This is a genomic window from Campylobacter sp. JMF_11 EL3 (assembly GCF_027736965.1).
Classification (GTDB): domain Bacteria; phylum Campylobacterota; class Campylobacteria; order Campylobacterales; family Campylobacteraceae; genus Campylobacter_B.
Map to the genome: position 1 here is coordinate 243506 of NZ_JAOVTJ010000001.1, position 14402 is coordinate 257907.

Here is a 14402-nt window from a genome sequence, read left to right on the forward strand (position 1 = left end):
CATGAACAAAAGAGAAGCTGAGTATGAATTTTCGATAGGATTGCGCCTTACCCACTGGATACGCGCTATCGCTATCGTCATACTTGTAATTACTGGATTTTATTTGGCTTATGTTTTCATAGCCCCAGAGATTAGTTCTGAGCCAAATTTATTCTTGCAAGCTAAAATTCGCTTCGTGCATTTAGTGGCAGGTTTCGTGCTAATGGCGGCTATGCTTTACAAATCATATCTGTTTTTGTTCGACAAACACAGCAGAAAAGAGCTAGTTAGTATCAAGGATTTTATTAATCCTAGGGTTTGGATTGAGCAGATCAAATTTTACCTATTTTTAGGCGAACACCCACATTTGCACGGCGTTTATAATCCTTTGCAATTCATTGCGTATTTAGGATTTTATATCGTTTTGGCTCTGATTTGTATCACTGGTCTTGTGCTTCATGTGCATATGTATCATGGCGGACTTGGCGGTATGATTTATGATTTAATGCGCCCAATCGAGGCTATGATGGGTGGTCTAAGCGAGGTTCGCACTATCCACCATTTATCGATGAATATCATCATTTTGTTTATCCCTGTGCATGTTTATATGGCTGTTTTCAACGCTGTAAAAGGACAAGACGGAGCTATGGACGCTATCATTAGCGGCTATAAGTTCAAGGTTCAAAAATGAAATTAGGTGTTATCGGTATAGGTAACATTATGTACTCCGACGAAGGTGTCGGAGTACATTTTATGCACGCACTGCAACAAAACTACAAATTCACCCCAAACTCACCTGACGATAGTATCGAATTCATCGACGGAGGCACGCTGGCTGCGCTTTTAATGCACATTTTGGTCGAATTCGACGAAATTTTGCTGATTGATTGTATCGACGCAGACGAGGGCAGTATCGGCGATGTGTATTTCTTCGACTACGAGGCTATGCCAAAAAGCGTGAAATGGAGCGGTTCGGCTCACGAGGTGGAGATGCTAGAAACCCTGCAAATGCTAGATCTTTGTGGCGATAGACCACGCACGCAAATCCTAGCCGTAGTGCCAATGCGCATAGAGCCGATGAGGTTTAGCGTGAGCGATGAGGTGCTGAAATCTAGCGAGATTATGGAGCGCACGGCGATAGATTTTATCGCTTCTCGCGGTTTTTCGTGCGAAAAAATTGGGAATTTAAGCGTGCGCGATATCGCTGAAAATTTTGATTCTAAGGGCAAAAATTGATAATTTCTTTTAAATTTGATTATTTGAACAACAACGGCTTAATCGCCTATTTTTTGGATTTTTATGCGCGCAAGGCTGGGCTGAAATATGCCCTAAATTTAGGCAAAAATTTAACCACACTCTATGTCGAAGCAGATGAAAAAGAGCTACTCGAATTTAGCGATAAATTTATGGCGCTTATCCCAAATTCTGCGTTTTTGGCAAAATCGAGCGTGGAGGTGGTATCTGGCGAAGGGGATTTGAAGGAAGTTTGCGCCAGAAGCGACGAGATTAAATTTTTGCCTAAATTTTCGAATTTCACCCCAAGCCAAATTCACGAATTTTTGCAAAGTGGCGAATTTATAGAAAACGAATTTGGGGTTTTAAGCGGTGTTAGCGTCTTTGACGGCGAGAGTTTCGTCGCTGTAAATAAGCAAAATTGTGCAGAGTTAACCGAGTATGCTTACCGCATTTTGCGTCATAATCAAATTTTGCAAATTTCGCTAAATGGCGAGAAATTCAGCCTAAGTGCTGATTTAAATTTCGAAAATTCAGACTTTATGGTCGCTACTGGCCTAAAATCGTTTAATAAAATTTTTATCACCGATGACAAGCAAAAAATCGCCCTTGCGACATACGAAAAGCCAATTTTACGCCTCAAAACAAACAGCGTTTTTCGTAGCTCCTTCTCAAAATCGCCTAAATTTTTCGATGTGAAAATGTGTAGTGATCTTTTTACTTTCGCGCTTTTTAAACGGCTCGAAGATGATGAAATCTACTATGTCGGTGCAAAAGGCGCGCAGGGTAACAAAAATAAATTTTTAAATTTATGCGTGATTGAGGATAGATTTCTTATCACAAAAAACTTTGAATTTATGAGCGAAGCTGAAAAAACGCTCCTTGCCTCTGGCGATGAGATTACGCATTTTGGGCTCATTTGCAAGGAAAGGGAGATTTTTGATTCGCGCGTGATGAGGGTCTTTGTATCGAAAAACAGCGCCGATGAGATTGCGATTTACGAAGCCAAATCCAAGCGCAAACTCCTAAATTTCGCTATGCCTGCGAATTTAGACGCTCTTTTTGATGAAATCAAAAGCGACGAAACAGGCGCAAAACTTTTGGCAAATTTTAGCGCAAACGCTAGCCTAGATTATGCGCGAGCAAATGCCGATTTTAGCGAAGTAAAACCTAGTTTTTATGGCTATTTCGAACTGCTTTCTCGCGTGATTTTTGGCAAAGACGCGCAGTATTTGTTAGAGTGTGCTGGGGAGTTTTTGGGCGAAAAGGGCATGAAACTAGACTTCGAGCTTAAAGAAAACGGCGATTTTAACTTCGCCAAAACGCTTCGTTCGGCGATGAGCTACAAGCTAGCAGGGGTCGATGACAAGGTTTTAAGCTACGGCGTGATTGATACTCTGGCTAGATTTATCGGCGATTTGGCTGACGCAAACGAGGCATTATACGATTCTGGCGTGCTTAGCGGTTCGCTCTTTGCCGAGCGCAGGTTCGCAAACATCGCCACACTCGTGCTTGGCAAATCTCGCCTTGATTTCTCGGCATATTTGGGTTTGCAAGGCTGTGAGCGTTAAAATCGAGATTGCAGGAGCTGTGCAGGGCGTGGGCTTTCGCCCGTTTATCTACCGCATTTGCACCGATCTAGGCATAAAAGGCGAGGTTTATAACGACGGCGAGGGCGTGAAAATCCACGCAAACGCCACGAGCGAGCAAATAGCGCGACTTAAAGAGCGCATTTATAGCGAGCTTCCGCCACTTGCGCGGATTGATAAATTTGAAATTTTTGAAATCGCGCCTAAAATTTATAATGATTTTAAAATCACGCACTCGCAAGAAACGCAAAAATTTAACCCAATCTTGCCTGATTTTGCCATTTGCGATGATTGCAGGCGCGAATTTTACGAACCGCAAAATAAACGCTACCGCTACCCATTTATCAACTGCACGAACTGCGGGCCGCGACTTAGTATCATCAAAAAACTCCCTTATGACCGCGCAAATACAACAATGGCGAAATTTAAAATGTGCGAGTTTTGCGGCGGCGAATACATTGACCCGCTAAATCGCCGTTATCACGCCGAGCCGATTGCCTGCGCAAAATGCGGACCCAAGCTCTTTTTGAAAAACAAAAATGGCGAAATTTTGGGTATTGGCAAAAATGCGGTTAAAATGCTTTGTGAAATTTTATCTCGTGGCGAAATAGTCGCTGTAAAGGGGCTTGGCGGATTTCACATAATGTGCGACGCGACGAACGAAGACGCCGTAGCGGCCTTACGAATTCGCAAAAATCGCCCCGATAAGCCGTTTGCTGTGATGTGTAAAGATTATGAAATGGCTGAAAAATTTGCCAAATTTTGCGAGAGTGAAAAAGAGCTTTTAAACTTGCAGATTAAACCGATTGTTTTGGTTAAAAAATCGAAAAATCCGCAAAATTTAGCCCTTGCTGGGGCGGTTGCGCCAAATTTAAGCAAGGTTGGCATTTTTCTAGCAAATACGGGTATTCATTTGCTACTTTTTGAGTATTTTAATCGCCCGTTAATCGCCACAAGCGCTAATATCAGTGGCGAGCCGATAATTTACGATGAGGCGAGTTTGCGCCAAAAATTGGGCGGTGTGATTGATTTTTATTTGGATAATGACAGAGAGATTATCACGCCAAGCGACGATAGCGTGGGCTTTGTGGTGCAAAATCAGACGCAGAGTATCGCAGAAATCACGGAGCAAAATTCGCAAAATTTAACGCAAAATTTTACGCAATATTTACGCACTTCGCGTGGGCTAAATCCGCAAATTTTCAAAAGCAAATTTACTCATAAAGGCTCGTTTCTCGCCCTTGGCGCGGAGCTAAAAAACCAGTTTGCAATATACAAAGACGGGCAAATTTTTATTTCCCCATATATCGGCGATTTGAAAAATATCGCCACAAATGCTCGATTTTTCGCGCTTTTGGATATTTTCATCAAAACTTATGATTTGAAATTTGACGCTGTTTTGGGCGACCTGCACCCGAATTTTTTACACTCCAAACATTTTGAAAATTTAGGCTTTGAAGTGGTGAAATTTCAGCACCATTACGCGCATTTGGTTGCGAATTTGGCGGATAATGATTTGCTTGGAAGTGGTAAAAAATACCTTGGATTTAGTTTTGATGGCACTGGTTATGGCGAAGATGGCGCGATTTGGGGTGGCGAAGTGCTGGAATTTGACGAATTTGGCTATAAAAGGGTTTTGCATTTTGACGAATTTGCGCTAATCGGCGGTGAGAGTTCGATCAAAAATATCTACAAACTCGCAATTTCGCTGATTTTTAAATTTGGCATTGAAAGCGAGGCGAGTGAGTTTTTGGCGAAATTTAGCCAAAATGAAATTTTAAATCTAGCCAAAATTGCCCCGCGCTCGCCAAAGACAACCTCGCTTGGGCGCATTTTTGACGCATTTGCAAGTGTGATTTGCGCCATAAAAAGCGTTAGTTTCGACGGCCAAAGCGGTATGAGTTTGGAAAATCTCTTTGATGAGAGCAAAATCACGAGTGAGAGCGAAAAACGCTATAAATTTGAGATAATAAACGGCAAAATCAGCGTCAAAAATGCTTTTTTAAGCGCGCTAAAAGATGAGCCAGCCGTGGCTGCGTCAAATTTCATAAACGCACTCGCTAAAATAATGCTTCAAATCGCAAAAGAGCGAAATTTAGAGGTCGTGCTAAGTGGCGGGGTTTTTCAAAATGCCACGCTTTTGGCTTTGGTAGTGCGAAAATTTAGCGAGGATGGCGTGAGATTTCACCTACACAAAAACACTCCCGCAAACGATAGTGGCGTGGCTCTCGGGCAACTCATGGCCTATATCGCTCGCCTGAAATAATCAATAAATTTTATCAACTAACTTAAAATTTTAAAATTTTACGCTAAAATCGCAGGGAATTTTTAATCAAACAAGGCAAAAATGATGAAAATTTTAAAATTTTTACTATGTTTTGCGCTGTTTTTAGGCGCAGATGAAATAAATTTAAAGGGCGAAAGCGTGCAGAGCAAAAATCAAAATTTAAAAGAAATTTATTTAGCGGGTGGCTGTTTTTGGGGTATGGAAGGGTATTTTAGGCGAGTAAAGGGCGTCGCGAGCAGCGAGGTTGGCTACGCAAACGGCAATAGCGAAAAAACGGATTATTATTCGCTCAAAAACACAGACCACGCCGAAACGCTAAAAATCAAATTTGATGAAAATGTCGTGGCATTTGCCGAGATTTTGGAGCATTTTTTCAGAGTGATTGACCCCATAAGTGTCGATAAACAGGGTAACGATGTCGGCAGGCAGTATCGCACGGGGATTTATTATACCAACGAGAGCGACAAGGAATTTTTGCAAAATTTCATCGCCTTAAAACAAAAAAAATATAAGGAAAAAATCGCCGTTGAGGTCGCACCACTACGCAATTACGCGCGCGCAGAAGAGTATCACCAAAACTACCTTGGCAAAAACCCAAATGGATATTGTCATATCGACCTAAATTTGGCGAGCAAACCGCTTTATGACGAGAGCAGGTTCGCGCTCCCTAGCCCAGAAGAGATGAAGGAAAATCTAACGCCGTTGCAGTTTAGCGTGACGCAAGAAAAGGCGACGGAGCGCCCATACACGAGCGAATTTGATAAACTCGACGCAAAGGGCATTTATATCGATGTCGTTACGAAAAAACCGCTTTTTAGCTCGACGGATAAATTCGACGCAGGGTGTGGGTGGCCGAGCTTTTCTAAGCCGATTACTACCGACGCGCTGGATTATGCGCGCGATACTAGCCACGGCATGGTGCGCACGGAGGTTAGCTCACGGCTTGGTGGGGCGCATTTGGGGCATGTTTTTGAGGACGGTATCAAAGAAAAGGGCGGTTTGCGCTACTGCATAAACGGCGCCTCGCTCGAATTTATCCCGCTTGAAAAAATGAGCGAGCGCGGATACGGCGAGTTTATCCCGTATGTGAAATAGTGAAATTCTGCTGTCTGCAAGCTTCGATACCTGCGCCGAAATTTCGCCAAATTTTGCTTGCCATTGTCATTGCGAGAAATTTTGCTTTCGCAAAATTTCGTGGCAATCGTCAAATTTTAAATTATCAATCATAAAATGGCAGAATTTTAAAGTTTAAATTTTTGCCATTTACCCTGCGCTTAGTTTGAAATTTGGCGATTGCTTCGCTTTGCTTGCAATGACACTTATGTGCAAATTTTATACAATAAAATTTTCGGGTGCAGTATCTGGCTTGAAAATCTTTGAATTTAGCTTTAAATTATTAACAATATCGATAAATTGCATTATCTCGTTTTTATATTCTTCTGAGATAGAATTTTCACCGATTATAGGTTTATGATAATCTATTTTTTCAAAACTATCGCGATTAAAATTTAAATATATGTAAATTTTGTTGTTAAAAAAGCAAAAATTGCACTTAGTGTTAAGCATTTCTCTTAAATTTAACATTTTTTCCATAAGAGCAGGGGTTAAGATATATCTTGCGCCGACTTCATCTGTGCAATATGTCGTGAAAGTGTCGTTAAAACAGGCATTATCCATTTTTGTTTTGGTAAAATGCGAGCTAGCAAATTCGTCGTAATTATCCAAAACAGTAACCCTAGACTTAAAAGATTTATTGAATTCAGCTATAAATAATACACCAAAAAACATAACTTTGTTTTTTACAAGTTGTCTTTCAAGTGTAGGGGCTATTTTTGAAAATTTTAAATCGCTAAATTTGATTTTGACACCGCCTACTTCACCATAAACCAAATCGTTGCCATTATAGCTATCCAAAACGCCTCCGCTATAAAGTTGCGGGATATCAAATTCGCTAAATTTTATAAATTTATGCGGTTCATAAACTAAATTTGGTGAAATATCTTTTATAATTTCTCTCATCAGTTGCTTTTTGAATTTGTATTTAAACCACTCTTTAAAATCGAGTAAATATATGATTTCATAAATTTTAAGCAACAAACTAGTTATTATCATGCCTCCAAAAAAGCCGTAGAAAAAATAATTAAGCCAAGAAATATCAAATTTTCTTATAAAATACAAAAAAGGAATAATTACGATTAAAGAGATTATTAAATATTTGAATTTTTTGGATAACAATAGCACGATTGGCACCGACAAGCACATTATGACAAGTAAGTCAAACGCTGTGGTGCTGGTGTGTTTTGTAAATTTAATTTCATAACGCCAAAATATATATGTTAATAAAATTATCGATATAGGCAAAAAGAAAGTAAAAAATTTTTTAGCATTTTTCATTTTTAAAGAACCTTTGGCTCTTATGTTTTCCCAATGAGCCAAAGTATCTAGCGTGATTTTGGCATTTTTTTCATTTTCAGCCATTTTTCGTCTCAAACTACCTTGAATTTTTGCTTAAAAGGCTTAAAATTTTAATCATCAAATCTTTTTAGAAGCGAGCCGTAGCTCTCAATTCGGCGATCGCGTAAAAACGGCCACCACCTGCGCACATTTTCGCACCTTTGCATATCAATCTCCACGACCTCGCAAAGCTCGCTTTCGCTATCTGCGCGAAATAGCTCTTCGCCCTGCGCTCCAAAAACGAAGCTATTGCCCCAAAATTTAATCCCCTCTGCGCTCTCATCGCATGTCATTTCGGGCGCAGTATTTCCCAAAACTACATTTGGCGAAATTTCGCTAAGCTTCGCACTCTCAAATCCCACGCGATTTACGGCGATCACAGGCAGTGAGTTTGCCACGCTATGTCCTCTTTGCACAGCGACCCACGCTTCTAGCTGTCGCTCTCGCTCCGAGCTTTCATCTCCCATAAACCAGCCAATCGCAGTCGGATAGATTAGCACCTGCGCCCCACGAAGTGCCATTGCGCGCGCAGCCTCAGGATACCACTGATCCCAGCACACCAGCACGCCGAGCCTTCCCACGCTCGTATCAATCGGCTCAAAGCCCATATCGCCGGGCGTGAAATAGAATTTTTCATAAAAATTAGGATCGTCTGGGATATGCATTTTGCGGTATTTGCCAAGCACTTTGCCGTCGCGCTCGAAAACCACAGCCGTGTTGTGATACAGCCCAGCACTCCTGCGCTCAAAAAGTGAAGCCACAAGCACCACGCCAAATTCTTTGGCGATACTGCCCCAAAATTTCACATCGTCTTCGAAATTTGTCGCATAGTCGAAATTTTCGGTGTTTTCGCGCTGACAAAAATAGTGAGTTTGGTGGAGTTCTTGAAGCACGATTAAATTCGCCCCTTTTTGCGCCGCCTTTGCGATAAGCTCCTTGGTGCGCGCTATCGTGGCTGATTTGGTGCCGTAAAATTTGTGTGAGATTAGTCCTACTTTTAAATTTTTCATTTTTTGCCTTTAAATTTTAAATTTTATCGCTAAATTTATTCATACACGAGCAGTGAAGCGAGCCGTTTTGACGGATAAAAACCCGCGCATCTACGCCAACAACCTTGCGCCCTGGGCAAGCATTTGCTAATCGCGATAGTGCGATTTCGTCGTTTTTATCGCCATAAGTAGGCACGATAAGACCGCCATTTACAAATACGAAATTCGCATAAGTCGCCCCCAAACGCCTATTTTCGTAAAAAATCGGCGCTGGAAGCGGAAGTTCGATGACCTCGAATCCATGCGCTAAAATCTGCTCTTTTAGCGAGCGCAGGGCAGGGTAGTGTGTGTCGTTAGAATCATCGCATGAAGCCACGGCAACGAGATTTTCGCCCGCAAATCTAGCCAGTGTGTCGATATGACAGTCTGTATCATCGCCCTGAATAAATCCGCCTTTAAGCCAGATTATTTTTTTTAGCCCAAAAATTTCGCCTAGCTTTTGCTCTAAAATTTCTTTGCTAAGGGCGTTTCGGTTGTCATTTAGCAAGCACTCCTCGGTCGTCATTAGCACGCCAGCGCCGTTAAATTCGACACTTCCGCCCTCTAAAATCAAATCGACATTGCGCAGCGCTTTGCCCCAAATTTCATAAAGCGTGGCATTTAGTGCGTTGTCCTTTTCGCTCGCAAATTTCCCACCCCAAGCGTTGAAGGTGAAATTTAGCGCCTCTACCTTGCCCTCATTTTCGACATCAATCGCGCCATAATCGCGTATCCAAGTGTCATTTGTAGGGATTTGCACGAAATTAACGGCGAATTTTTCGTCTATTTCGCCACAGATTTTCTCAAAAATTTCTTTGCGCGGTGCGATAGCCACGACTGGCTGAAACTGCGCCACAGCGCGGATAAAGTGCGTATAAGCACTACTAATCTCGCCCAAATACGGCGCCCAGTCGCTGTCCTCGTGAGGTAGTGAAACTAAAAGTGCGTTTTGATTTTCCCACTCTGCAAATGCTCTCATTTTCTCTCCAAAATTAAATTTGCGTTGAATTTTATGTAAAATTTAGCGTAAAATTTTACGCTAAATTTGTTAAAATTTTAAAAATTCCTCTTTGAAAATGCCTTTTAAATTTTCGTAAGGCACGATGATTTCGGGCTCGCCCATAGCATACGGCGCGATGAAATACGGCGCGAAGACAAACGCCACGCCTTCTTTGGCGAAGTAAAATTCGCTTTTAAAAACGATATCTTCTGGCAGATTATCAACCCAAAATGTCTTGATAAACTCCGTAATATCGCGCTCTTGGCAGGCTTTGTCGCAGTTTGGCTGCGAGGCTATGATATCTGCGCGAAGCATATCTTTGTAACCCTTGAAAATCTCCTTGTATAGGGGCTCCACGCTAACCGCGCCGATTAGGACATTTGTAATGTCGATTTTTTTGTCTGCGACTAAATCGTAGATGATATAGCTCGTGTGCTCCATGCCGTGCGCTCCGCCAGAATACGAGTATGAAAACTGCTTGATTTGGGCTAGGTTGCCGATTTGAGAGACGAAGCTTTGCTCGGCGCTAAATTCGCTATGAAAGTCCAAATCGCCATTTTGAGCCATTTCTTTATCGGCTTGGGCTTTGGATTGTTCTACTAAACTTGTGGCGTATTTTTTCGCGTCCAGGCTTTTTAGCAAAAGCGCGCATCTCTCGTCGATACTCTCACCCTCGCAAATCCCAAACAGGCGGTTTTTTAGCAAAATGTCTAAATTTTCGTTGCCGGTTTGAACTAGGGTGTAGCTGTGCGCATCGTCTGAATACAGCTCCTGGGACTGAGGGTTAATCTGCGCGTAAGAAAACAGCGCAAACAGCGCAATTGTGGCAAGTTTTTTCATTTTTTTCCTTTAAATTTACAAAATTTACGCCAATTTTTCTTTAATCAAATCCAAAATTTTATCCACGCTAATGCTTTGTTTTTCTAGATTTTTGCGCTCGATAAACTCTACTTCGCCGTTAGCTAGGCCTTTGCCGACTAGCAGGGCGTATGGAAAGCCCATAAGCTCGTAATCGTTCATCTTAACACCAAATCGCTCATTTCTATCATCAAGCAGAGCGTTAATACCTAAATTTCGGCATTTCTCGTAAAGTTCGGTCGCAAAATTGACGATATTTTCATCTTTTGCATTTGAAATGATGATTTCCAGCGCAAAAGGCGATAGCTCTTTTGACCACACACAACCCTTCTCATCGTGGCTAGACTCGACTGCGACTGCGACTAGGCGGCTCACGCCGATACCATAGCAACCCATGAAAAATGGCTGTGTTTTGCCGTTTTCGTCTAAAAATTTCGCCCCCATAGGGTCTGAATATCTCTGTCCTAGCTGGAAAATGTGTCCTACTTCAATGCCCTTTGTGACGCGCAGTTCGCCCCCGCAGCACGGGCATTTATCCCCAGCTTTGACCTCGGTTAAGTCTTTGAAGCGAGTTTTGTTAAAATTCGTAACCGCACAACCGATTAAATGGTAGTTTTCTTCGTTTGCCCCAGCTATCATTTCGCGCTCGTTTTCAAGCTCAGCGTCTATGTAAAAATCAATATCTCTTGGCAGTCCAAATGGCCCGCAAAACCCTGGCACAAGCCCAGCTTCGCGCACTTCGCTCTCATCTGCGTCGATTAGTTCTAGCGCGCCACAAGCGTTTTGCGCCTTTGTCTCTTGCAAATCATCATCGCCTCTAACAAAGAAAACCACGATTTTTGCGCTATCTTCGTAGATTGCCTTTTTCATCACGGCTTTGATTGTAAAAAATTTATCCACTTTGAAAAATTCAGCCACACTCTCGATTGTTTTGGTGCCTGGCGTGTGAAATTTCATCATGCCTTCGGTTTCTGGCGCTTCGCAAGGGGCTGTGCGTTTAGCGCGGTGCGCTGCTTCGATATTAGCAGCATAAGAGCAGTTTTTGCAGACCAAAATATCGTCCTCGCCGTTATCTGCTAGCACCATAAATTCCTTGCTTCCACTTCCGCCGATTGCGCCACTATCGGCTTCTACGGCACGGAAATTTAGCCCAAGACGGGTGAAAATTTTGGTGTATGTTTGCTCCATGAGATCAAATTCGCGCTTCAAATCAGCCTCATTTGCATGGAAACTATATCCGTCTTTCATAGTAAATTCGCGCCCACGAAGTAACCCAAAGCGCGGTCTAGCCTCATCTCTAAATTTGGTGTTTATTTGGTAGATATGAAGTGGAAGTTGCTTGTAGCTGGTGATTTTATTGGCTACCATTAGCACGGCGCTTTCCTCGTTTGTCGGGCTTAGGACGAAGTCGTTTTCTTTGCGGTCTTTTAGGCGCAAAAGCTCTTTGCCGTATTTGTTATACCTGCCACTTGCTTTCCACGCATCAGCTGGTGTAACCACGCTAAATGCGATCTCTTGCGCGCCTGCATTATTCATCTCTTCGCGCACGATTTGCGTGATTTTGTTTAAAACCATTTTTCCTAACGGCATAAAATTATAAAGTCCGCTGCCTAACTGCTCGATAAATCCTGCCCTAAGCAAGAAAATATGGCTTGGCAAAATGGCGTCTTTTGGTGCTTCTTTAAATGTCGGTGCAAAAAGTTTGCTAAATTTCATTTTTATTCTCCATTGTTTTGCTATTTTCGTAGTCTAAAAATTTTTCGTAATTTTCTTTAAGGGCGAAAATTTCATTTAACGAATTTGTCGCGAAATCAATCTCGTCCTTGCTCTTTAAATTTTTCAAATTTGTCGTTGGTGTGTGCAAAAATGATTTGAAAACTTGGTGAATTAGCTTTCTTGCTTCTTCTTTGTCGCTGTTTTTTAAATAGCCCTTTTTGATAGCTTTTTCTAACTCGATTTCGGAAACCTCACGGGCTTTGGCGCGTAGGGCTTTGATGAGTGGGGTGGCTGCTTTGGCGTTTTGGCTATCGAAAAACTCGCTAGTTTGCGCCCCGATGATCGCATAGGCGTTGTGAGCCTGCTCCTCGCGCAAGATTAGGTTGTTTTTGACGATTTCTTCTAAATCATCGACGCTATATACGACGATATCCTCGCTTTGGCTTAGCTCTATGTCGCGCGGGACGGCGATATCAAAAAAGTAGCGTTTGAAATTTTTGGCTTCAATGATTTCATCGGTGATTATTGGCGTAGCGGAGCTTGTCGCGCTGAAAAATAGTCTATTGATATTGACATATTTTTTTAGATTTTCTAAGCTATCAAATTTCACGCCTTCCCCTAGGCTTTTGGCTAAATTTTCGGCGTTTTTTAAATTTCGGTTTAAAATTGTAATCTTCGCGCCACTTGCGAGCAGGTGTTTGCACGCTAGCTCGCTCATCTCGCCAGCACCGCACACTATGGCTTCCTCGCCTTGAAGCGAGCCTAATTTTTCCTTTGCCATGGATACTGCCACGCTTGAAACAGATACTGGGTTTTTGGAAATTTCGGTTTTTGTGCGCACGCTAGCGGCGCATTTTAGCGAAGCGTCGATTGCGCTTTTGATATCCTCGCCTGTGTTGTTGTTTTCAAGCGCAAATTTATACGCATCTTTTAGCTGGCCTACGATTTGCGTTTCGCCGACAACTAGGCTATCGAGCGAGCTCGCGACCGAAAAAAGATGATGAATCGCGCCATCATCATCGTATAAATCAGCCCTGGTTTCTAGCTCGTCTAGCCCCACGCCACTGACGCGAGATAGCGCAAGCAGGGTAAATTTCGACGCAGCCTCATAATCGCTTACACTAGCGAAAATTTCCACGCGGTTACAGGTATTTAGCACCATGCACTCTTTGATACTCGCGTTCGAGCACAAAAGTCGTAAAATTTCTTTTTTTCGCACATCGTTTGTGAAAGATAGCTTTTCACGCACTGTAATATCTGTGTTTTTGTGAGTAAAACTCACACTCATATAAGCCATTAAAACTCCCTATTTATCATATTTTCAGCGATTTGTATAAGTTTTTCGTTTTTGAAATCTTTTATCGCTTCTATTGCGCTAGTGCCTAAAAATTTCGCTTCATTTATGCAACGCTCAATGATTTTATGCTCGCTAAATTTTGCCCTAAGCCACGAAATTTCGTCCTCGTTTAGCTCTTTTTTGAAAAGTGATTTTAGTTTGTCTTTATCATTTTCGTTCAAATTCTCGTATAGATAAATATACGCTAGCGTAGTTTTACCCTCTTTGAAATCCCCTAAATTTGGCTTTCCTAATACTTCGCTCGATTGCGTGATATCCAAAATATCATCGATTATTTGAAAGGCAAGGCCTAAATTTTTGCCATATTCGCCAAATTTTTCTACCTCCGCACCCTCGCCAAATTTCAAATACGCCGCACTTCTTGCCACTTCCTCGATGAAAACGGCGGTTTTGTAATAAATCATTTGGGTGTATTTTTGAGCATCAGAGTTGAAATTTTGCGACATTTTTACATCCATCATTTCGCCGATTGCGAGTTTGGTGACAGCCGAGCTTAGAGAAGTAGCGATGAAAGCAGGAAATTTGCAAAGCTCGCTGTAAGCTTTGGAGTAGAGTATATCGCCGAGCATAACGGCGTTTTTAGAGCCCTGGGTTGCGTTGATTGAGGGCTTGCCGCGGCGCATTACGCTTTCGTCGATGACATCATCGTGAAGCAGGCTAGCAGCCTGAATAAGCTCGGTAATAGCGCATAGTCTTAGGCTCTCTTCGCTCTGGCCTGCGATATTTAAAAGCAGTTTTGAGCGCAGTTTTTTGCCTGAACTAAGAGTCAAAAACATTTCGCTAGCCACGCTGTATCCGCAACTAGCGATGAAATTTTGCATAATTTGATCGATTTTGTCCATTATTTCTTTCTTTTTTGATAAAAAATTTAGCGATTATAGCAAAATTAAATTTAATCCAA

At 42.1% G+C, this 14402-nt stretch carries 12 protein-coding genes; 5 read left to right on the forward strand and 7 right to left on the reverse strand.

What is annotated here, in order from left to right; all coding sequences use genetic code 11:
- Nucleotide 1: 1 nt before the first annotated feature.
- From cybH to msrB, 5 genes are all read left to right on the forward strand, one after another.
- A complete protein-coding gene (cybH, locus tag OFN67_RS01190; RefSeq protein WP_270868242.1) occupies nucleotides 2–670 on the forward strand; it encodes a Ni/Fe-hydrogenase, b-type cytochrome subunit in 669 nt (222 codons plus the stop codon).
- Nucleotides 667–1215 (forward strand): HyaD/HybD family hydrogenase maturation endopeptidase, encoded by a 549-nt coding sequence (locus OFN67_RS01195; RefSeq protein WP_270868241.1) that lies wholly within the window; start codon nucleotides 667–669, stop codon nucleotides 1213–1215. Before cybH ends, OFN67_RS01195 begins: the two co-directional genes overlap by 4 nt.
- Nucleotides 1212–2783 (forward strand): hypothetical protein, encoded by a 1572-nt coding sequence (locus OFN67_RS01200; RefSeq protein WP_270868240.1) that lies wholly within the window; start codon nucleotides 1212–1214, stop codon nucleotides 2781–2783. The genes OFN67_RS01195 and OFN67_RS01200 overlap by 4 nt, the downstream gene beginning before the upstream one ends.
- Nucleotides 2773–5067, forward strand: a complete 2295-nt coding sequence (gene hypF / locus OFN67_RS01205) for a carbamoyltransferase HypF (protein ID WP_270868239.1) — start codon at nucleotides 2773–2775, stop codon at nucleotides 5065–5067. The genes OFN67_RS01200 and hypF overlap by 11 nt, the downstream gene beginning before the upstream one ends.
- 84 nt (nucleotides 5068–5151) lie before the next feature.
- The gene (gene msrB / locus OFN67_RS01210) at nucleotides 5152–6183 is read left to right on the forward strand and encodes a peptide-methionine (R)-S-oxide reductase MsrB (RefSeq protein ID WP_270873924.1); all 1032 of its coding nucleotides are present in this window, start codon (nucleotides 5152–5154) and stop codon (nucleotides 6181–6183) included.
- 237 nt (nucleotides 6184–6420) lie between these two features.
- Here the strand turns inward: msrB and OFN67_RS01215 are convergent, their stop codons facing one another.
- From OFN67_RS01215 to OFN67_RS01245, 7 genes are all read right to left on the reverse strand, one after another.
- Nucleotides 6421–7566 (reverse strand): DUF3137 domain-containing protein, encoded by a 1146-nt coding sequence (locus OFN67_RS01215; protein WP_270873925.1) that lies wholly within the window; start codon nucleotides 7564–7566, stop codon nucleotides 6421–6423.
- A gap of 47 nt (nucleotides 7567–7613) precedes the next feature.
- Nucleotides 7614–8552: a carbon-nitrogen hydrolase gene (locus tag OFN67_RS01220; RefSeq protein WP_270868236.1), complete on the reverse strand. Its 939-nt coding sequence runs from the start codon at nucleotides 8550–8552 to the stop codon at nucleotides 7614–7616.
- 16 nt (nucleotides 8553–8568) lie between these two features.
- A complete protein-coding gene (locus OFN67_RS01225; RefSeq protein WP_270868235.1) occupies nucleotides 8569–9549 on the reverse strand; it encodes an agmatine deiminase family protein in 981 nt (326 codons plus the stop codon).
- Nucleotides 9550–9618: 69 nt separating this feature from the next.
- On the reverse strand, nucleotides 9619–10410 hold the full coding sequence (locus tag OFN67_RS01230; RefSeq protein WP_270868234.1) for a DUF3298 and DUF4163 domain-containing protein: 792 nt from the start codon (nucleotides 10408–10410) through the stop codon (nucleotides 9619–9621).
- 24 nt (nucleotides 10411–10434) lie between these two features.
- Nucleotides 10435–12144, reverse strand: a complete 1710-nt coding sequence (locus OFN67_RS01235) for a proline--tRNA ligase (protein ID WP_270868233.1) — start codon at nucleotides 12142–12144, stop codon at nucleotides 10435–10437.
- Nucleotides 12134–13441 (reverse strand): glutamyl-tRNA reductase, encoded by a 1308-nt coding sequence (gene hemA, locus OFN67_RS01240; protein WP_270868232.1) that lies wholly within the window; start codon nucleotides 13439–13441, stop codon nucleotides 12134–12136. Before hemA ends, OFN67_RS01235 begins: the two co-directional genes overlap by 11 nt.
- Nucleotides 13441–14343, reverse strand: coding sequence for a polyprenyl synthetase family protein (locus tag OFN67_RS01245; protein WP_270868231.1), 903 nt, complete (start codon nucleotides 14341–14343; stop codon nucleotides 13441–13443). Before OFN67_RS01245 ends, hemA begins: the two co-directional genes overlap by 1 nt.
- Nucleotides 14344–14402 lie beyond the last annotated feature (59 nt).